The following is a 21,757-nucleotide window of genomic DNA, read 5'->3' as shown; positions in this document are numbered from 1 at the left end:
CGGAAGGGACCCTCATGAGATTCAAAGCCCTCGCGGCGACGCTGGCCGCAGCGGTCGGCCTGAGCATGCTCCAGCCACTGCCGGCGTCCGCGGCAGAGCCGGATCCCGGCACGGCCGCCGGCAAGATCGCGCCGACTCTGAAGGACCGCTTCCGCGCGCAGCCGTCCTCCGACTTCTGGATCACCTTCGAGACCGGGGCCGACCTCGGGCCGGCGAAGAAGATCGCCGACTGGACCGCTCGTGGTCAGTTCGTCTACGACGCGCTGACCGCGGCGGCGAAGGCATCCATGGCATCCGTCTCCACCGAGCTCGACCGGGCCGGCGTCAAGTACACCTCCTACCCGATCGCCAACGCCGTGCTCGTCAGGGGCGGCACCGAGAAGCTCGCCCTCGACGTGGCGGCCCGGGCGCAGGTCGCCGAGATCCACGCGACGCCGCAGGTCGCGCTCGTCGAGCCCGTGGACGAGAAGATCCCCACTGACCGGTCCGTCCGACCCGCCGCCCCGAAGGCCGCCGGTGAAAACGACACCGTCGCGTGGGGTCTGGAGGCCATCCACGCCCCGCAGTCGTGGGCCATGGGCGCCACCGGTGCCGGCATCACTGTGTCCAACCTCGACTCGGGCGTGCAGTTCGACCACCCCGCCCTGATGCACCAGTACCGCGGCACGAAGCCCGACGGCACCGTCGACCACAACTACAACTGGATGGCCACCCGCAGCTCGTGCGCGGGCGCGCCCTGCGACGACAACGGACACGGCACGCACACCATGGGCACCATGGTCGGCGACGACGGCACCAACCACATCGGCGTCGCACCGGAAGCCCAGTGGATCGCGACGGACGGCTGCTGCGAGGACACCGGCGCCGAGTCGTTGCTGCGGTCCGGCTGGTGGCTGCTCGCACCGACCGACGTCCAGGGGAACAACCCCGATCCGTCCAAGCGCCCCCACGTCATCAACAACTCGTGGGGTCAGGACGCCGAACATCACTTCAACGACTTCTTCCAGGCCATCGACGAGGCCTGGACCGCCGCGGGCATCTTCAGCGTCTGGTCGTCGGGGAACACCGCGCCGTACGCGGCCTGCGACACCGTCTCCTCGCCCGGCTCCGCCGAGAGCGCCTACTCCGTCGGCGCCTACTCGCCGGACGGCAGGCTCGCATCGTTCTCCCGCAAGGGCGAGGGCGAAGGCGGTCGGATCAAGCCCGAGATCTCCGCCCCGGGTCAAGGCGTCACTTCGTCCTATCCGAACGGCGGCTATGCCGAGATGTCCGGTACCTCGATGGCGGCACCGCATGTCGCCGGCGCCGTCGCGGCGCTCTGGAGCTACGACCCGACCCTGATCGGGCAGGTCGACGAGACCCGCCGCCTGCTCGGCGAGTCGGCCATCGACGTCGACGACACCGAGTGCGGCGGTACCGCCGAGGTCAACAACAAGTACGGCGAGGGCCGGCTCGACCTCGTCCGCCTGCTGGAGCTCGCGCCCCGGAAGGGCGGCACCCTCACCGGTGTCGTCACCGCCAACGGCGCCCCGGTTCCCGCCGCCGACGTGACGATCAGCGGGCCGTTCAGCCGGTCGATCGGCACCGACGAGCACGGCCGGTTCACGACGAACCTCCCGGTCGGCGACTACCACCTCAGCACCAAGGCCTTCGGCTACCTGACCGCGACCGCCGACGTCACGATCACCCTCGGCCAGGACACCTCCGTCAAGCTGCCGCTCACCGCCGCCGCGAGGCACGACATCAGCGGGCGGGTCGTCGACGACAAGAAGCGGCCCGTCCCGAACGCCGACGTCTCCATCAAGGACACACCGCTGAAGCCGGTACGCACGGATGCCAACGGCGCGTTCACGATCCCCGCTGTCCCCGAGGGCGCGTACAAGCTGGCCGTCGACCCCAACGCCTGTTTCTCGCCCACGGCGGTCCCGCTGACCGTCGGTGCGCAGAACGAGTCGCCCGAGATCCCGGTCGGGCTCATCGTCGACAAGGGCGGCTACAGCTGCGCCGTCTCCGAGGGCGAGTACCTGCGCGGCACCGAACCGGTCACCTTCGACAGCGGCGTGTGGGCCACGGTGAGGTTGCCGTTCCCGATCGCGCTCTACAACGGCAGCCACGACACCCTCGGCATCGGCCTGCGCGGCGTCATCGCCCCGGACGGCGGCACCGCACCCGGCTACGGCGGTGCCGGCATCTTCCCGTTGTATGTCGAGACCCCCGTCCAGTTCGCCGCCGGCGGCGGTGTCTTCACGGCGGCCACCAAGGTCAACGGTGAGGACGCGTTCGTCGTCGAATACCGCCACGCCAAGCTCTGGGCCTATCCGACCCGGTCGCAGTACACGGAGCCGGTCAACTTCTCGGCCACGCTCACCCGCTCGGGCACCATGATCTTCGGGTACGGCGACGGCGTCGGGACCGACGATCCGGTGACCGCCGGCGCGCACGCCATCACGGGCATCCAGGGCTGGGCCGGCGTCGACGGCATCCGGTTCTCCGATCACGCCCCGGTGCTGCACGACGGCATGATCGTCACCTACGACATGCCTGACTTCGGGTACCTCGACGCGACCGTCGTCGACCAGAACGACGGGCTGCCGGTCGCCGGCGCGAAGGTCTCGTTCAGCGACAAGAGCGGGCTCGTCGAGACCGTCACCACCAACGGGACGGGCATCGTGCACCGCCAGCTTCCGATCGGCGACTACACCATGACGGTCGAGACGCCGAACTACACGACCGCGGCGTACCCCTTCTCGCTGAAGGAGCTCTACGCGAAGGCAACGATCGACGCGCGCCTGACCACGGGCGCCGCCGGCCTGAAGGCCGACGGCCTCGACGCGCTGCTGGGTACCGGCCAGAACGGCGTGGGCTCGCTCACGCTCACCAACAACGGATCCGCTCCCCTCACGTACAACCTGGGTGAAGCCGCGCGGCACCCCCAGCTCGACGCCGCCGGCGCCACCGCGCGCACCGGCACGGGTGCAACCAGCAAGATCGACCTTGCCGCGTGGAAGGCCGGTGCGAGTGGCATGAAGCCGTCGAACGTCGACGCCAAGGCCACCACGTCCAGCGCCGCGGAGGCGCAGGCGGCCGCCAAGGTCGGTGCGACATCCGGCGGCGACGTCATCACCCGGATCCCCATCCCCGGCACGATCGCGGAGAAGGAGCCCTCCGGCATCGGGTACGACGGCGACGTCTGGGTCCACGACTACATCGCGCGGACCAACACCGCCTACACGGTGACGGGTAAGCGGACCGGGAAGGTCTTCGACGCGTCGTGGAACCCCGCGTACCGGGCGTTCGACATGGCCCTGGACACCAAGAGCGGTGACATGTGCCAGATGGAGGACAGTCCGGCCAGCTACATCCACTGCTTCAACCGGGAGACCGGAAAGCAGACGAGGCAGATCAAGGGTGACTGGTCCACGCTGCAACTGACCGGTCTCGCCTACAACCCGACCCAGGACGTCTTCTACGTCGGCGGCCGCGTGAACGGCAAGATCGGGACCGTCGCCGGTACGTCACACGACAACCCGGGCGCGCTCCTGTCCTTCTGCGCCCCACCGCTGCCCGAGGTGATGGGCCTGGCCTACAACCAGGCGTCGGACACGATCTGGTACACCGACCTCACCTCGAACCGGCCCACCCGCCTGTTGCAGGTCGACCCCGACGACTGCTCGCTGGTGAACGCGTGGTGGTTCCCGGGCCAGAAGGCGGGCCAGGGCGGCGGCCTCGAGACCGACGCCACCGGGGCGCTGTGGGCGGCCGACCAGATCGCCGACGACGTCGTACTCGTCGACGTCGAGGACGACCTGCTCACCGACCTGCCGTGGCTGACGCTCTCCTCGACCGGCGGCACCCTCGCCCCCGGTCAGTCGACGACCGTCAAGGTCTCGATCTCCTCGAAGGGTGCCAAGCCCGGAGTCCAAGGCGCGAACATCGTGGTCCGGTCCGACTCCGGACGTCAATCCAAGACCTACGTCCCGGTGACGCTCACGACCACGCGGTACCAGGTCGGCGTCAACGCCGGCGGCGCGAGCCTCACCGACGGCTCCGGCTACACCTGGTCCGCCGACCAGGCCGCCGGCAAGAAGTCGTGGGGCTACGAGGGCAAGACGAAGGTCGCCTTCACGAAGGCCCCGATCGCCGGCACGACGGACGACGCCCTGTTCCAGTCGCAGCGCACCACGGCGGACAAGCAGCTGTTCTACCGCTTCCCGGACGCGCCCAAGGGCACCTACGCGATCGACTTCGGGTTCGCCGAAATCGACCAGGTGGCCAAGGGGAAGCGGGTGTTCGACGTTCTCGTGGACGGAGCGCTGACGGACTACGCGTACGATCCGACCGCGGCCGTGGGGCCAAACGCCGCCGACTGGCGTAAGGCTGTCGTGAAGCACGAGGGCGGTCCGCTGACCGTGGAACTGCGGGGCTCGAAAGGCCTGAAGGCCCCGAGCATCGCCGCGCTGCGGGTGACGCTCGACCCGCGCGCTGACGAGGCGGAGCCGGAGGAGCAGCCCGAGCAGCCGGACCCGGGCCCTGTGCCGGTGGCCCCCGCCGGTCGCTCGTACACGATGAAGGTGACCGACGGGCTCTACCGCCAGGGCACGAAGGAGTCCGGCTGGCACGGCGACGACCTCTGTGGCGTGCTGTGGTTCAACGCCGACTACCTCCAGCCGTTCTACGACAGCGCCTGGGACGGCGTGTGCGTGACGACGAACGGCACCCTGACCTTCGACCGCGCCAACTCGTCGGGGAGCAACACGGCGCTCCCGTCCCCGTACCCGATCGACGCCATCCACCCGTTCTGGGACGACCTGGTCGTCGACGACGAGGCGGGCATCTACTTCGGCACGACCGAGGTGGACGGGGTGGCGGCGCAGGTCGTCGAATGGCGCAACGTCGCCTTCTACAGTGACCAGACGGCTCGCGTCAGCTTCTCGGTCACCCTGATCGCCGACGGACGGATCCAGATCGGCTACGGCGACGGCGTCGGCGGCGACAACCCCCTCACCCGAGGGTCGTCGGCGACGGTCGGTGTGGAGAGCCTGAACCGCAACCCCGCGGGCCAGTACTCCTTCAACCAGCCCGTCCTGAACGTCGGCCTGGGGCTGGAGTACACCCTCCCGGCCGCGGGCACGATCGAGGGCACGGTCACCGACTTCAACGACCGCAAGCCGATCGAGGGCGCGATCGTCACGCTCAAGGGGCCTGCGGGTGAGCGGGTCATCACGACCGACGCGAAGGGCCGGTGGAAGGCCCAAGCGCTGGTCGGCGAGAACACCGTGCAGGTCGAGGCGCCGAACTACGTCACCGCCAGCCACCCGGTGACCATCGCCAAGAAGGATCAGGCCGAGGTGATGGACACGGCGTTGACCACGGGCATCGCCACCGTCACCGGAGGGGACCTCGACTGGCTCCTCGACAAGGACCAGCAGGCGACCGCCAACGTGACCGTCACCAACAGCGGCTCCGCCCCGCTCGAGGTGCGGATCAGCGAGCAGCAGCGCACCAGCGACGGCGGGCACGAGGCCGCCGAGCTTCCGTGGCTGACCCTCACGGGCGCGGCCGCGACCGGCACGGTCAGGCTCGCGGCCGGCACGTCCACCACGGTCAAGGTGACGGCCGACAACGCCAGCGTCAAGCCCGGCGTGCTCGTCGGGGACCTGCTCGTGGCCTCGAACGCCGGCAAGGGCGAGACCCAGCTCAAGCCGGTCCGTCTGGCGACGTCGGCCTACTGGAAGGGCGTCGACGCCGGTGGGTCGGGGCACGTCGATGCCGACGGCTTCTTCTGGTCGCCTGACCAGGCGCTCGGCTCGCGGCCCTGGGGCTACGTCGGCGGCAAGGCGAATACCACCAGGGCCGACATCGCCGGCACCGAGGACGACGCACTGTTCCGCACCCAGCGGACCGGCAAGACGTTCAGCTACGTGTTCAAGAACGCCCCGGCCGGGACGTACCGGATCGGCCTCGACTTCGCGGAGATCGAGAAGGTCAAGGCCGGCAAGCGTTCCTTCGACGTGCTCGCCAACGGCAGGGTCGTACTCTACGACCATGACGTGCAGGCGAAGGTAGGCGCGCTGACCGCGGACCTGAACATGGTCACCGTCGAGCACACCGGTGGCGATCTGACGATCGTGTTCAACCGCGAGAAGGGCGAGGGCGACCCGATCCTCAACGCCCTGAAGGTGCAGGAGGATCCGCGCCTCTGAGTCAGCCCACCAATGGTCGGAGCCTCCTCGGCAAAGTCGCCGGGGAGGCTCCGACCATCTATGGGCGATACTCGTGCGGTGCGGTTCGAGGGCGGCGGTCCGCTGGGCTGCCTCGGCGACCTGGCGTTCGAGGCCGCTGTGGCGCTACTGGCGTGCGGGTTGGTCCTACTGCTTGGATTCGGCTTCACGCGCGCTCCGGTGGTGACGACTGCGATCGTGGCGCCGGTCGGCGTGTTCGCCGGCTACGGCGTTTGGCTGCTGATCTTCAGAAGACACAGCGATCGGCTGGCAGGCCGGGTGGCGATCGCCGCGGTGATGTCCGTCGTCTTGATGGCAGTCCTGCTGACCTACGTCGTCCAGTACTGCGCCTGCGTGGCCTGATAGCAGCGCACTTTTGGGCGGCATCACCCGCCCTCCGCCTGCCGCAGCAGGGCCTCAGGTTCAGGATCGGGCCTTGAGCTACCGCGATGCCCGTCGCGGTCCATGCCCGTTGCTCCCGCGGCCTCGCCCTCCGCGACCACACAACCAGTTCAACGCATGGCCGCCGATCCAGCCAGCCGGTTGCCTATGTGGACGGACGGACCCGCACCGCGAAAGCTTTCTAGATCCGATAGTCACCGGGGACCGTTTCCTGGCGCGTCAGCGCAAGGAGCTTGGCCGCTGGCACCGTTGCGTTGATCCGCGACAGTGGTGCGCATGGCTTCGGAGATGTACGGCCCCCTGGCGCGGTACGCCGCGCGGTTCCACGCGAGCGTCGGCGACCGCCATCACGTCGCGTCGCCGATCGGCGCCTGGCTGTTGCTCGCCTTGTGTGGGCCGGCGAGCACGGGCGCGGCGCGGAACGAGCTGGCCGAGGTGCTGGGCACGGACGTGGAAAGCGCCGCGGCGGCGGCGCGGGCGCTGCTGGAGGCGCCGCACCCGTTGGTGCCGTCGGCGACCGCGGTATGGAACCGTCCGGGAGTCCAGACGCCGGCGCTGAAGCAGTGGCTCGGGACGCTGCCGGGGTCGACGCAGACCGGCTCGCTGCCCGAGCAGGCACGCCTCGACGCGTGGGTGCGGGACCACACCCTCGGCCTGATCGGCGAGTTCCCTCTGGAGTTGCGCCCGGAGACGGTGTTGCTGCTCGCCAGCGCGCTGGCGACCAAGGTGTCTTGGGATCTTCCCTTTGAGGTGACGCCGGCCGTAGCGCTCGGCGCGGACAGCGCCTGGGCGGGGCGGCTGAGCACGGTGCTGCGCACCCCCGAGCAGGGCCATGTGGCGTACATCGCGCCGACCGAACGCGCCGGGGACGTCATCGTGCACGTCGGGTCGGCGAAGGCGAACACGGACTGGTCCGTGACGACCGGCCTGGCGGTGGTCTCGGTCGCCGCCGCGCCCGGCGTGAGCGCCGCGGACGTGCTCGCCGCCGCGTACGAGGTGGGCCCGGCGGCGATCCGTTCGGATCCGCGCCCGCGCCGGTCCCTGTACGACCTGCCGCTCGGCGATTATCCGTTGTGGACGATCCGCGAGGAACCCACGAACGATGGCATCACCGAGCGCCACCAAGCGGTACTGCCCGCCTGGTCCGCCCGCGACGACCACGACCTGACCCCAGACGCGCTCGGCTTCCCCGCGGCGACCCGCGCCATGGCGGGCCTACTGGGCGTGGAGAAGCCGCCGTTCGAGGCCAGGCAGTCGGCGGTGGCCCGGTACGGCCGGTACGGGTTCGAGGCGGCCGCCGCCACCGGATTTGCCACGTTCGATGGCGTGCCGCCGCCGGGCGTGGTGCGGATCGCGGAGCTGCGCTTCGGCCACCCGTACGCCGTGCTCGCCGTCGCCGTCGACCGCCGCTGGGAGGACGGGGAGACCATCCGGGGCGCGTGGGACGGCGTTCCCGTGTTTTCCGGCTGGGTCAGCGAGCCGTCGGACGTCCCGCCTGAGGAGGCCGCGGGCGACCACACCGGACAGTTGACGTAGCAATCCGGCGATGGGCGGTCGTAGGAGGCTAGCGGGCGGGTAGGCCCGATGCGATTGCGGCCTGCACCTTGAGCGGCTCTGGTGTAGCGGGGCCGCCGGTTGAGGCGCATGAGGAATGGCGGGGCGGACGGATTGGCGACACTCGTTTATCCCGCGTCACGCTACGATGCGCCAACGATGCCTCCCTCGTGCCACTGACCGGGAGCGATGATGCCCGAAGAGCCCAGCCTGTCCCTGCGGATCACGCCAGCCGAATCGGATGTGGACTTGGCCGAGGTCGAGGAGCTCGCCTTCCAGCTGCGGCAGGATCTGCTGGCTTCCGGTGTACCCGGCGTGGCTCGCGAGGTGGCGGGGCCTGCGCCCGCCGGGACGCGTTCGGTGGAGCTGATCGTGGCTGGTCTCGGCTTCCTCGTCACCGGGCTGTCTACCGCGGCGTCCGCGGCTCAGCTGGCCGATTTCGTACAGCGCTGGCGGGAGCAGCATCCCCGGCGGCGCCGGGTCAAGGTCGCCGTCGTCGCCGGTCACGCCTCTCCGCAGAAGCCGGCTGGGATCGGCCGGCGCAGCGCGCTCCTCGTGGCCAATGCCGCCTACCAGGATCCGGGGCTCAGCCAGCTTCGCTCGCCGGTCTCCGACATTCGGGCGCTGGCCGAGGTTCTCGGCGAACCGAGCATCGGGGCCTTCGAGGTCGACACGATCACCGACGCGGGCGAGGCCACCTTACGGCGGCGGGTGGCGGCCTTCTTCGCCGACCGGAATCCCGACGACGTCCTGCTCCTGCATTTTTCCTGCCATGGGCTCAAGGATCAGCGCGGCAGGCTCTTTCTGGCCGCCGCGGACACCGAACTGAGCTTCCTGACCGCTACGGGGCTGCCAGCATCGTTTGTCTCTGAGCAGATGAGCGAAACCGCGTCCCGCTCGGTGCTGCTCATCCTGGACTGCTGCTACAGCGGCGCGTTCGCCCGCGACACCGTCGCACGCGCTGATCGTACGGTTCACCTCGCCGACGAGTTCCGTGGCGGCGGCACGGGACGCACGGTGCTGACGGCCTCCAGTGCCACGGAGTACTCGTTCGAGGGCGGCCAGATCACCACCTATGAAGCGCAGCCCTCCGTGTTCACCGACGCCCTGGTGCGCGGGCTGCGTACCGGAACCGCCGATCTGGATCATGACGGCGAGATCTCCGTTGACGAGCTGTTCGAATTTGCTTCCCAGCGCGTACGTGAAGCCCAAGTTGGGCAGGTGCCGCGCAAGTGGGCCTTCGATACGACCGGTCCGTTGGTCGTGGCCCGCAGTGTGCGTCCCGCCCTGCTGCCCGAGGAGATCCGGTCCGACCTGGCCAGCGATCGGCGTGTGCTGCGGCTGGAGGCCGTACGGGCGCTGGTCGGGCTGCTCGCGGGTTCCCGGGAGGGCTACCGTCAGGCCGCCCGCGTAGCGCTTACCGACCTTCGCGACAACGACGACAGCGTGCAGGTACGGGCGGCGGCCGCGGCAGCCCTCAGCGACGCGCCGGCCCTCGCCGCACCAGGCGCGGAATTGCCGTCGACCCCGACCGCGACGCCACCCCCGGCCACCTCGTTGGAAGCCACTATGAGGGCGGAGCCGTCACCGCCGGCGATGACACCGCTTGCCGTGTTCTCCACCATCGCGTCGCCACCCCCTGCGACGCCGTTGGAGAGCCCGTCGCGCCCAGCCGGGCCGTCCACTGTGAGCGCCACACCGCCAGATGCCGCATCCGCTGCGCCGCAAGCGGGGACGCCGCAGGACGCCGGGCCACGGCTCGGCGGGCGGCGGCCCGAGGGCGCACCACCGACGGAGCACGGGGCGCCGCAACCGGTCCAGGAGCTCGGACCGCGCCGCCGCAACCGCATCCTCGCGATCGTGGCGATCGGGCTCGTAGTCGTCACGGCCGTCACGATCGGCATCATCTCGCAGCTCGCCGACCAGGATCACGGCGAATCAGGCAGCGCGGGACCGCCGTCCTTCGGCGCGGCCATCGGCAACACCACACTTAGCGACGATCGGGAACTGGACTCTGCCCAGCTGAGCCCGGGCGGAAAGTGGGCGGTCACGCTCGGCAAGACACCGACCCAGGTCGCCGCGCAAACCGCACAGCTGTGGAACGTCACGACCGGCGCGAAGACCACGACCTTCGACACCGAACACGGAGTCGTTTTCAGCCCGGACGCGACGGTCGTCGCCAGCACCTCCTTCACCGGCAAGCGCGACGTTTCCACCGGCAACGGCACGCCGATGGGCCTCATGATCGGCGGGGACACACTTGTCGAGCTGCGCGATACCGCCACCGGCGCGAAGTTGGCCACCCTCTCCGGGCACGAGGGCAGCGCGTACATCGCGTTCAGTCCAGACAGCAAGATCGTCGCCACCGCCGGCACTCTCGCCGCCGAAAAGTCCTTCGACTCTCCCGTGCGTCTGTGGGAAGCGCTGACCGGCAAGCCATTGGGCACCCTTTCAGGCCACGACAACGGGATCCAGAGCATGAGTTTCAGCCCGGATGGGAAGCTGCTGGTCTCAAGCGCCGCCGGTGGAACGACGAAGATCTGGGACGTGGCGACCCGCACGGCAGCGGCGACTCTTCCTAAGGTCTGGTTCCCACAGTGGATCAGCCCAGACGGCAAGACGTTCGCCGCACGCAAGACCGACAGGAGCTTCGAGCTGCGCAGCCTGCCCTGGGGCAACCTGATAGCGAACGTCACCGACGCCGGTGAGTTCGCCGGCTTCAACGCGGACGGCTCCGCATACGCCACAGCCACCGCGGCGGGGACGGTGCGGCTCTACGCCATAGCGACCCAAAAGAACCCGATCGGGCCAGCGCTGACCACGGCCATCAAGGGCGACCTGATATTCAGCCCGGACGGCAGGCTCATCGCAGCGGTGGACAAAGACAGCGGCGATCCGGCGGTGTTCGACGCAATCACAGGTCAGGGCCTCATGCCGCTCAGCGGCCATACCGGCACCGTCACCGACATGGTGTTCGCCCAGGGCGGCGAGGTGCTGGTCACTACCGGCACCGACAAGACGGTGCGCCGGTGGTGGGTCCACCTCGTCCAGCCCACCCCGTCGGGGTGAATGATCCCGTCCGTAGAACACATTCCTACGCCCGGCCAAGGCTGGTAAGCCGGCGTCGATGAGGGCGGCTCACCCCCGGGCCGCCCCGCCCGCCGTCACCTCGACATGCCCGCCGCGTATGCGGCGGGCATCAGCCGCGCCCGCGAATCTGGCCCAATAGGGCGACGCCTTCGGGGTCGGTGGACCACAAAGATGTGCGCAAGTCCGATAGAGGTACGACGGCCGTGGCTGTCGCTTGCAGTGTGGTGACGTCCGCGGCGGAAATCCACCAGTCACATTGGCCAGGGCCGTCCCACAGCATGATTTTCACGCCCCGTCCTTCGAAACGATGGACCGTGTGGCCAGGCCAGCCCATCGTGGGTGGCCTCTGCTCGTACTGCCGCCGCAGCTCGCTGAGCGTCGCCCCATCGAGTTCGGCCGCTTGGGCTTGAAGCAACGGTCCTTGAGAAAGACAAGATGCGTCCCATCGGCGCGCCGCGACGAATGCTGCCACGTCGGAGCAGTACTCAGTGGTGCCACGGATCCAGCCGGTGCGAGTGTAGATGTCGCCGCCGACCAGCATCGCGGGGTCTTCGAAGCCGAGCGGAACGCCCCAGGCGCAGACTCCCTGGTTCTCAACGGAGATGACCAGGACGGGTCCCACCCACCCGGGGAAACGACGGCTGCTGGCCTCCGGCAGATCTATCAGTACCTTGTCGGGGAAGACGACTTGGTCGGTGTAGGCCATGGCAATCTCCCGCGCGACGTCGGCAGATACCGCAGACCGAACAGACTCAGGTACGGCCGGCAGATTCACGAAAGGTGTGTAGCACAACCGGTCAACGCCCGGGGTGCTCCACCCTCGTCAGTAGATCCGCGTGCCAGCCCAGCTCGTGGCGTCTTCAGGCTGGATGCGCGACTCGCGGCATGACAGGACGTTTCGCAGTAGCGGCAACAGCTCGTCGATATCATGTCGAGCCGTGGTGGCGCCTGGCGTACGGTGCCGCTGTGCCTGGTAATCGACGACAGCGCGCGGCGCACCCACCGTGAAGACCTCCTATTGCTCAACACCGGACACCTTCATCTGTACCGGCACCGGAGGTCGCGGGACCGGCTCCTGGCCGACCTCACGCTTGGGCTACGCGATCCTTGAAGCGGATCTGGCCCTCGTTATGCTCACGCGCCTGGACGAGCTCCACCGACGGCGCGCTGGCGACGTACACGCGCTGCTGGACCTAGTCGCATCCGCCGCTATGGCACCTGCTGTTCGGCCGCAGGCTCGTCTGTCGCCCGCCGTGGATTCGGTGACGGCGGGCGACGAGGGTCGGTAAACGGGCTTCGGTCCCCGCTTCGTGACAGATCCGGGCGCCGGGCCGCACGCTCGTACGCTGCCGGCCTGGCCCTGGTAGCAGCGATGGCTGCCTCCACTGCCAGCAGGTCGATGCGGCATCCTGGCGGGGTGCCGTACCACCCGACGACCGCGCGCGCCGAACCTGACCCCCGGCTGGATCCATACCGTGAGCGAGCTGGCGCTCTGTTCCGGCAGGACGAACAAGTCGGCGTGTTGTACCTGCGTATTGGGACATGGTCGCAGCAGGTGGGCGGACATCTTTGGTGGCGCAGATGGTCCGAGCCGCGGGAGCAAGCAGAGGGGTACCTCGCCTTCACCGCGGGCGGGTTCGACGACTTCGTCGAAGACCTGCAGACCCTGGGCGACGAACTGGCGGACTGGGGAATGGGCCGTTTCCTGTATCGCGGTGAACTCTTGCACGTCACGTGGCTCGACGACGCGACCTCACGACAGACGCGAGTCGACACCTTTGGCCTTGACCCGAACCCTGCCGTTGACCGGCTGCACTGATGCAGCATGAGCACCCTGCCGCCGTACGCGAATCCGGTCGACCGACCGCCGGCCACCGGCGCCCGTCCGTGACCGTGCGGACGGACAGCCGGAAATGTGTTTCTCCGATTGCACGCACTCCTTAGGATCTCCGGTGATCAAGGAGGATGACGCAGTGGGCGATTTCCAGCAGTTCGTGGCGGATGTGGCTACACGTCTGTCCACAATGTCCAAGGGCGAGTTGTTCGTCGTCGGCGACGGTCTCGACCGGGACTCACTCTGGCTCACCTTTCTCGATTCCTTCCCCGCCGGCACCAATCTCCGATTCCGTGAGCGGTCCGAGTACGACTGCTCGACCTGCCGAGGGTTCATCAAGAATCTCGGTAACATCGTCGAGATCCACAACGGACAGGTCCGCGCCGTCTGGTCCGGGGTGTCCGCATCAGACCCGGTCTTCTCCGTCGTCGCCGCCGCAATGGACGAATTCGTCGGCACGCTGCCGTTGTCCACCATTTTCCGATCCACCGAGGCGCAGTACGGGACGAGGACGACCCGGACGCTGCGCGACGGCCAGGTCGAGGTGTGGCAACACCTACACGGCCGGGTGGAGAAGCGGCATCGCACCCAAGACGTCGGCGCGGCACGGGGCACCTTTGACGCCGCGGTACAGGTGTTCCAGCGTGGCCTGGTCGAGCTGACCCCGCACGCTCTGGACATCGTCGTCGACCTCATCGACGACAACGCCCTCTACCGCGGCGCGGAGCATCGTCGGACGGTGACCGAGTTCCGGTCGCTGCAGAACCGGTGGACGAAGGCGAGCGACGGACGGGCCTTCATTTTCGCCAACGCCATGAACCCGGCGGCCCGGTTCCGCAACACGGTGATCGGTACCCTCGTTCAGGATCTCTCCGCGGGCGTCGACCTGGAGCAGGCGGTCCGGTCGTTCGAGACGAAGGTGGCACCGCAGAATTACCAGCGCCCCACGGCGTTGATCACCCCGGCCATGGTCAAGGCTGCCATGAAGACCATCGACGAGTTGGGCATCGAGGAGTCGTTGCAGCGACGGTTCGCCCGGCTGTCCGACGTGTCGGTCACCAACGTGCTGTGGGTCGACAACGACACACAGTCGCGGATGAAGGACGGCATCGAAGGGCTGCTCATGCAGGCGGCCACCACGAGGTCGGCAGGTGGGCGCCTTCGTGACGCGAAGCCGGAGGAGGTGCCCGTCGTCACCTTCATGAAAGACATCTTGCCCGGCGCCGCGACCATCGACCTGTGGGTCGCCAACAGCCACGAACCACACTTCGTCAGCCTCACCACCGGCCGGCACCAAGCCGCCCCTCGGCTGTTCACTTGGGACAACGATTTCGGCTGGTCCTACAACGGCAACGTCACCGACTCGATCAAGGAGAAGGTCAAGCGGGCCGGCGGCAACGTCACCGGCAAGCTGCGGGTGAGCCTGTCCTGGTTCAACCACGACGACCTCGACCTGCACGTGTTCGAACCCAACGGCGACCACATCTGGTACAAGGACAAGCGCAACAAGCTGGACGTCGACATGAACGCGAGCGGGCCGTTCTCACGCGAGCCGGTGGAGAACATCACCTGGACCAACAAAGTCCCCGACGGCGAGTACCGGATCGAGGTGAACCAGTTCAACAAGCGGGAAAGCACCGACGTGGGCTTCGTGATCGAGACCGAGAGCAACGGGAAAATCGAGCATTACAGCTACGAGCGGGCGGTCGGCCACAAGGAGACCGTCGAGGTGGGCCGGATGACGGTCGCCGACGAGGTGATCACCGCTTTCCGGCCGGGTAAGGACATGCAGCCGGGCAGCGCCGGCAAGGACCTGTGGGGAATCACCACCGAACAGTTCGTGCCGGTGTCCACCATCATGTACTCGCCGAACTACTTCGACGACGCCGAGGTCGGCAACCGCCACTACTTCTTCATCCTGAAAGGGTGCGTGAACGACCAGCCGGCCCGGGGAATCTACAACGAGTTCCTCCGCGGCGACCTGCAACCGCACCGCAAGGTGTTCGAGGTCCTCGGCGATCGCACCAAGTGCGAGCCGTCCCCGGATCAGCTGTCCGGCCTCGGCTTCAGCTCCACGGTCCGCAGCTCTGTGACCGCCAAGGTGACCATGACCGGCGGCCGGCGCCACCTCATCAGTATCCAGTTCTGATTCCCTACCCACAAAATCGGAGATAAGCCATCGTGACCATTTTCGAAAAGGCCACGCGGGAGAAATTCCGCTACCCGTCGGCCAAGGGACTGCTGACCACGGAACAGCTGTGGGAGCTTCCGCTGACCGCCAAGTCCGGCTTCAGCCTCGATGACGTGGCCAAGGCGGTCAACGCCGAACTCAAGGCCATCGACACCGAGTCGTTCGTGGCCACCGAAACCAATCCGGCCAAGGCAACCTTGGAGACCAAGTTGGAGGTCGTCAAGCACGTCATCGCCGTCCGCCTCGCGGAGGACCAGGCGGCGAAGGCGGCGGCAGCCAAGAAGTTGGAGAAGGAGAAGCTGCTGGCAGTCCTGGGCCGCAAGCAGGACGCGGTCCTGGAAAACCTGACCGAGGCAGAGCTGCTGGCCCGAATCAACAACCTGTAACCCGCCGACAATCAGCGTCTGCCAGCAGGCCCGGATCGATCGTGGGCTTCTTCGCCCAAGGCTGTCACCTGTCCGTCATCGGCCGGTCCTGACACGTACATGTGTGTCGCTGCCCGCGTTAGAGCTAGGACCCACGGCTGATGGGCGGCGCCGCCACTGTGGACTGCGGCGGATAGATTGCTTGTCAAGAAGTCACGGCGATGGTGCGAACGTTGGTAGGAGGGTCCGGTTTGGATCGACTGGTGGCGATGATCGTTGACGAAGGCGACTCGACCCTGACCGTGTTCGAGGTGGCGCCCACCGCCGAGTCGGGGCTGGAGTTGGCCGCGGACGACGGGATGACGGCTCGGGCCCGGGTCACCCTCGATCACGCGTTGCAGCAGGTCCGACCGGCCTTGGTGAAGGTGTCCGAGCTGGTCCAGCAGCTGGCACCCGCGGAGGCGGAAATCGAGTTTGGACTGAAGGTCGGTGGGGAGACCGGCATCATCGTGGCCAAGGGGACATCCGAGGTGAACTTCGCCGTCAGGCTGACGTGGAAGCGGACGGAGCCGCGTGCCGGCGACGCCCCGTGAAGGCTTTGTCGTCCGCATCCTGGCCGGCACTTCTGAGGCTTCGGCGGGGCTGGGGTTCGTGGTCGGCGAGCGCCACATCATCACCTGCGCTCACGTCGTCAACGTCGCGCTGAGCCGAGACAAAGGCTCTGCCGAGCGGCCGCCAGAAGACGCTCGGCTGCACATCGACTTCCCCTTGCTGGGCGACATGGAGGGAGCCCCGCTGCGGCGCTGCAAGATCGTGGCGTGGGAGGCGCCACCGGCCGAGGGCCGGGCCGGCCTGGACCTGGCCGGGTTGACCCTGGTGGGCGCCGAAGGCCTGCCGGTCGGCGCTGGTCCCGCGCGGCTGCTCGACGTCGACGACCGGTACGCCGAGCAGGTCAGCGTCTTCGGCTTCCCTGGCGACCCGCCTCGGCGTCAGAACGGCGGCTGGAGCTCCTGCACCCTGCGTGGTGTTGTCGGCAACGGGTTGCTGCAGCTTGACATGTCGGACGAGTCCGCGCTGCGGGCGCAACCGGGTTACAGCGGAACGCCGGTCGTCGTTGCCGACGAGCGCGGCGACGCCGTGATCGGCATGTTCGCCGTGGCCGGCCGGGCCGCCAACGTCCGCGACAGCTATGCCGTCCGGCTGGCACAGCTCGCGCCGGCCTGGCCGCAGATCCTGGCCCGGCGCATCCCGCCGCGCTGCCCGTACCGGGGCCTTCACGCCTTCACCACGGTCGACGCCGACGCCGGGCTCTTCGTAGGTCGCGAGGACGAGGTTGGTCGGCTCCGGCGGATGACACAGCGGCAGCCGTTCGTTCTCGTCGTCGGCTCTTCCGGAGTGGGCAAGTCGTCGGTGGTCGGCGCGGGTCTGGTACCCGCCTTGGCCCGGGACGGGTGGGCGGTCGCCTGGATGCGTCCGGGCAACTCACCGTTCGACTCACTGGCGCGCGCCCTGCTGGACCTGGAACGGTCGTCAGGCGGCTACTCCCTCAAGGACCTGAACGAGACAGCCGAGCGGCTGCGCCGTGAGGGGCCCTGGCGCATCGCCAACCAGCTGTCGCTGCTGCTGAACAAACGCGTGGCCCTGGTCATCGACCAGCTGGAAGAGACGCTGGCGGTGGAAAACACCGTGCAGGGCGTCGACTTCCTGGACAAGGTGCTGCCCACGGCCGCCCCGGACAGCGGGGACGGCGCGGTCCGCGTGATCAGCACACTGCGGGTCGACTTCCTGCCTGCCCTGATCGAGGTACCGGAGTTCGGCTCCCGCCTGCAGGACCGTCAACTCAACCTCTCGCCGCTGGGAGTACCCGCCATGACGCGGGTGATCAAAGAACCCGCGGCGCTGCACGGCGTGCACTACGCGCCCGGTCTGGCCGAGACCATCGCTCAGGAGGCCAGCCACGGCCGTGGCGGGCTGCCGCTGTTGGAGTTCGCGCTGACCGAGCTGTGGGAGTTTCAGCAGGACCGCCGACTTAGCTTCGACAACTACCACATGGTCGGAGGCGTCGCTGGCACCCTGAACCGGCACGCCGAGCGCGTCTACCACGACCTCACCGAAACCGTCGATCCGGCGCGGATCCGGCGGGTGCTGCTGGCGATGGTGCGCACCCGCGGCGGCGCCGGTCAGGCGGTTCGAGCGACCGCGCGCAAGGAATACCTGGGCACGGACTGGACGATCGCCGAACAGCTGGCCCATCCGGCCCACCGCCTCGTTGTGCTCGGCCCCGATGGGCCGGGGACGGCCGAGATCGCGCACGAGGCATTGATCCGCGAGTGGAGCCGGCTCAGCCAGTGGGTCAACGAGGACGCTGCATTCCAACGCTGGCTGGCCATCATGGAGGAGCGCGCCCTCGACGGCGACCTGCTCTCAGACGCCCGCGTCGCCGAAGCGCAGCGCTGGCTGACCGAGCGTGCCGGTGACGTACCCGAGACGGTCGCCGGCCTGGTCGCCCGCAGCCGCTCGGCGATGCGGCAGCGCATCGCCGAGCTGGAGTCCGCCCGGTTGCGCGCGGAAGCCGCACTGGGTGAGTCGCAGCAGCTGACCGCGCGGCTCGAACAGGCCAACCAGGACCTAGTCGAGGAGTCGAGGTACAAGTCCGAGTTCATGGCGAACATGAGCCACGAGCTGCGCACCCCGCTCAACTCGCTGCTCATCCTGGCACGCCTGCTGGCCGACAACCTCGAACAAAACCTCACCGAAAAGCAAATCGAGTTCGCTCGCACCATCCACTCCGCCGGCTCGGACCTGCTGGCGCTGATCAACGACATCCTCGACCTGGCGAGGATCGAGGCCGGCCGGATGAACATCGAATCCGACGAGGTGGGCCTCGATCGGGTGCGTAGCTACATCGAGCAGGCGTTCGGGCCGCTGGCCCGGGAGAAGGGACTGGACCTCCGGATCGACGTCGCGGACAACCTACCGGCGTCCATCGTCACCGACGAGCATCGCCTTCAGCAGATTCTGCGCAACCTGCTCTCCAACGCGATCAAATTCACCGACGCGGGTTCCGTCTCGCTGGGCATCTCGTGGGCAGCCCGGCATCCCGGCATGGTCACCTTCGTGGTCAAGGACACTGGGATCGGTATCTCGCAGGACAAACTGGAGATGATCTTCGAGCCGTTCCGGCAGGCCGATGGAACGACCACGCGCCAGTACGGTGGAACCGGCCTCGGCCTGTCGATCAGCCGCCAGCTCGCTGACCTGATGGGCGGATCCATCACGGTCTCGTCCACACCAGCGCGAGGCTCAACCTTCACCCTCCGACTGCCCGCAGGAGTCCGGCCGTCGACCGACTTCATCGCCCGAACCGCCGATGACGCCACCGCCGGGACCGGCCCACTCGGTGTCGATCCCGACGTCCTACAGCGGCTCGCTGGCGTGAACGTCCTCGTGGTCGACGACGACGTCCGAAACGTGTTCGCCTTGACCAGCGCCCTTGAGCTGCTCGGCATGCACGTGCTGTACAGCGACAACGGCGCCGATGGCACACGCCTGCTGAAGGAGCACCCTGAGATCGACATCGTGCTGATGGACGCCATGATGCCGGGCCAGGACGGCTACGAAACCACACGGCAGATCCGCCAGGACCAACGCTTCCAGCACCTACCAGTCATCTTCTTCACCGCCCAAGCCATGCCCGGAGACCGCGAACGTGCCTTGGGCGCCGGCGGCAACGACCACCTCACCAAACCCGCCGAGCCCAGCGATCTGTGCGCGCTGATGGCCCAGTACCTCGACCACGCTGGCCAGACGGCCGATCTACGCGCCGACTGACAGAAACGGGCGGCGGGCGGCCGCGTCCAGCACACCGTCCCACCCGGCATGCCCGGGCGGCAGCTATTCAAGGTCTGTGTTCGCCGTCCGGCACGGCACCCGCCGTACCGGATCGCGGCAGAAGATGACGGCGATCCAGTCTGTGGCAGGCTCAGTGGATGTCGCCGATCGGGCTGCCTCCGCCCCGCCGCGAAGAGGTCGAGGAGCGATTCCTATCACTCCTCGATGGTCGTCAGTCACGTGACGAGGTCGACCGGTGGGCCGCTCAATGGGTTGTCGACGGCGACGGCGTCGATGACGAGCACGTCTGGTGGGCACTGAACCTGCTGTACGGCGTCGACCTACGCCACCACCCCACCGGCCCACACCTGCACGATGACCGGCAGATCCAGGACTGGCTGGGCGCCTTCCGGCAACGATGCTCCGGAACGTCGTGACACCCACGCCGGTCAGCTCACCACACACCGATACGCAGGAGCGACCTGTCAATGGCACGACCCCGACGCAACTATCGGCGGCAGATGGGCGTGCCACGCGCGTCGGTATCAAACGGCCGGAGGTGGTGAGAGAAATGACTGGTGCGGGCTGCGGCACGATAGCGGCGTGCCGCCGGATTTGCTGTGGGACGACGTCCAGCCCTTGTTCGACCCGGGGCTGACCGGCTCCCTTCCAGACCTGTGCGTTCCCGCGACCTCGACCGGCGACTGGCAAACGCTCCTGGACCTCGCGGCCTCAGGCCAGTGGCGGTACGAGTACACCGAAGGCGACGTGGCCAGCCCGTTGCCCCGTGCAGAAGCGGTGTTCAGCCGCCCGCTGGACGCCGAGACCGCTTCCCTACGCGTCTGGCCGGCCCCACACATGCTCGCGATCTTCCGCTTCTACGACCCGACGCAGATCGACTTCGACGTCGACCTGCGTGAGATACACGGTCAAGAAAGGCTCGATGTCTTCTGCGCGTTCCTCAAAACGATCGGCCAGCGACTTGGCAAACCCGTGCTGATGGACGCCGAAGGCGGTGATCCCCGCTCACATCCGATTCTTGGTTACCGCGTCGAGGACGACCAGGTCGCCGTAGTGCACGGACCACTGCCCCTACGAGGATGACGACTGGCGCCTGGCAACACGCGCGTCGCGCCAGGTCAGGACGTTGGTCGCTACGGCGACGACTCCCAATATGGCGAGTATCGGACGGTCCTGGACCACCGCGGCCATAGCGGTAGTGGAATACAGCCCACCGGAGCCTGGTAGCCCGTCTCCACCTGCCGCTCACCGTCGGCCAGAACCACGATCACGCGTGACCGTCCGGGGGCGAGGATCTCGGTGACCCTGCCAGCGACAACAGACCGAACAACGGCCTCCAGAAGCAGAAGATCCTCGTCATCGCCGCCAAGCTCCCACCGGCCTCCGAACTCACCAACCTGAAGGACGATCTCCTCCCCGAAGTCTGCCCAGCCGACAGACCGGGCGCCAGGACGACGGGGCAGCACAGCAACGTTCACACCCCACCCTTCCTCGTCGATCGACACCTCGGCTACCTCGGCCAATTCGTCGGCGAGCGTGACGGCGAACCCCAGTGATCGTGCCAACCTGACCATCCCACGCGCGCGAATGTTGGTTGCCGGACGGTACCCCATACCGACGAGCGCCCGAACATCATCCGGAAGGTCCGCCGGCACCCGACAAGCACGGGCCCCCGCGCCGATCCTAGGCCAGCCCATCGTGGGGGCCTCTGCTCGTACTGCCGCCGCAGCTCGCTGAGCGTCGCCCTATCCAGTTCGACCGCTTGGGCTTGCAACAACGGTCCATGAGAAAGGCGCGATGCGTCCCATCGGCGCGCTGCGACGAATGCGGCCACGTTAGGCGGTGCCGAAGGCGGAGGCGCAGCTTTCTCGTCGACTGCCCCAGTATTCGCAGACCTCGACGTACACGTCGTACCCGTCCGCGAAGTAGTTGCCCTGGAAGGCCTTGCAGTCGCCCCTGTGTGGTCACGAAGCAATCGTCGAGGGAACGCTACGCCACGCCGCGGGCGTCGTTCCAGTTGGAGCCGAGGCTGTCCGCGTACTCGAAGACATGGACACTTACCCCGTACCCGTCCGGGAACATGTTGCCCTGCTTCGACATGCATTCGCCGTTACTGGACGGCGCAGGAGCCGTATTGCTGTTGCGCACAAAGATCACAAACGTGGATCAAGCATGCCGTCCACGGTTCTGAGATATTCCAATGGGAGGATGACGTCGTGCGCCGGAGTTCGACCAGCCCGTTACCGTC

The 21,757-nt window shown here is 68.0% G+C and carries 13 protein-coding genes; 11 read left to right on the top strand and 2 right to left on the bottom strand.

All coding sequences use genetic code 11. The features are described from left to right. Positions 1-14: 14 nt before the first annotated feature. From QMG73_RS27700 to QMG73_RS27685, 4 genes are all read left to right on the top strand, one after another. Positions 15-6,203, top strand: a complete 6,189-nt coding sequence (locus QMG73_RS27700) for a S8 family serine peptidase (RefSeq protein ID WP_281900449.1) — start codon at positions 15-17, stop codon at positions 6,201-6,203. Positions 6,204-6,263: 60 nt separating this feature from the next. Next, positions 6,264-6,584 (top strand): hypothetical protein, encoded by a 321-nt coding sequence (locus QMG73_RS27695; RefSeq protein ID WP_281900448.1) that lies wholly within the window; start codon positions 6,264-6,266, stop codon positions 6,582-6,584. Positions 6,585-6,899: 315 nt separating this feature from the next. After that, the gene (locus tag QMG73_RS27690) at positions 6,900-8,159 is read left to right on the top strand and encodes a serpin family protein (RefSeq protein WP_281900447.1); all 1,260 of its coding nucleotides are present in this window, start codon (positions 6,900-6,902) and stop codon (positions 8,157-8,159) included. Between the two features lie 210 nt (positions 8,160-8,369). Continuing rightward, a complete protein-coding gene (locus QMG73_RS27685) occupies positions 8,370-11,246 on the top strand; it encodes a caspase, EACC1-associated type (protein WP_281900445.1) in 2,877 nt (958 codons plus the stop codon). A 130-nt stretch (positions 11,247-11,376) separates the two neighbouring features. Here the strand turns inward: QMG73_RS27685 and QMG73_RS27680 are convergent, their stop codons facing one another. Continuing rightward, complete coding sequence (locus tag QMG73_RS27680; protein WP_281900443.1) at positions 11,377-11,973, bottom strand: hypothetical protein; 597 nt, start codon at positions 11,971-11,973, stop codon at positions 11,377-11,379. Positions 11,974-12,684: 711 nt separating this feature from the next. Here QMG73_RS27680 and QMG73_RS27675 point away from each other — a divergent pair. The 7 genes from QMG73_RS27675 to QMG73_RS27645 all read left to right on the top strand — a co-directional run bounded on the left by QMG73_RS27675 (position 12,685) and on the right by QMG73_RS27645 (position 20,592). Next, positions 12,685-13,086, top strand: coding sequence for a hypothetical protein (locus tag QMG73_RS27675; protein ID WP_281900441.1), 402 nt, complete (start codon positions 12,685-12,687; stop codon positions 13,084-13,086). A gap of 154 nt (positions 13,087-13,240) precedes the next feature. Further along, complete coding sequence (locus QMG73_RS27670; protein ID WP_281900488.1) at positions 13,241-15,250, top strand: hypothetical protein; 2,010 nt, start codon at positions 13,241-13,243, stop codon at positions 15,248-15,250. Between the two features lie 32 nt (positions 15,251-15,282). Further along, entirely contained in the window at positions 15,283-15,678 is a 396-nt protein-coding gene (locus tag QMG73_RS27665; protein WP_281900439.1) for a hypothetical protein, read from the top strand. Positions 15,679-15,926: 248 nt separating this feature from the next. Next, positions 15,927-16,250, top strand: a complete 324-nt coding sequence (locus tag QMG73_RS27660) for a CU044_2847 family protein (protein ID WP_281900437.1) — start codon at positions 15,927-15,929, stop codon at positions 16,248-16,250. After that, on the top strand, positions 16,231-19,488 hold the full coding sequence (locus QMG73_RS27655) for an nSTAND1 domain-containing NTPase (RefSeq protein ID WP_281900435.1): 3,258 nt from the start codon (positions 16,231-16,233) through the stop codon (positions 19,486-19,488). The genes QMG73_RS27660 and QMG73_RS27655 overlap by 20 nt, the downstream gene beginning before the upstream one ends. Before the next feature lie 158 nt (positions 19,489-19,646). Continuing rightward, positions 19,647-19,925, top strand: a complete 279-nt coding sequence (locus QMG73_RS27650) for a hypothetical protein (protein ID WP_281900433.1) — start codon at positions 19,647-19,649, stop codon at positions 19,923-19,925. A gap of 166 nt (positions 19,926-20,091) precedes the next feature. Continuing rightward, complete coding sequence (locus QMG73_RS27645; protein ID WP_281900431.1) at positions 20,092-20,592, top strand: hypothetical protein; 501 nt, start codon at positions 20,092-20,094, stop codon at positions 20,590-20,592. Between the two features lie 50 nt (positions 20,593-20,642). Here QMG73_RS27645 and QMG73_RS27640 read toward each other — a convergent pair whose 3' ends face one another. After that, positions 20,643-21,074, bottom strand: coding sequence for a hypothetical protein (locus QMG73_RS27640; protein WP_281900429.1), 432 nt, complete (start codon positions 21,072-21,074; stop codon positions 20,643-20,645). Positions 21,075-21,757: the final 683 nt, after the last annotated feature.

The sequence above is a fragment of the Phytohabitans aurantiacus genome (genome assembly GCF_027923225.1).
Lineage (GTDB): Bacteria > Actinomycetota > Actinomycetes > Mycobacteriales > Micromonosporaceae > Phytohabitans > Phytohabitans aurantiacus.
The sequence above is the reverse complement of the archived record's forward strand: the minus strand, read 5'-3'. Positions and strand labels throughout refer to the sequence as shown.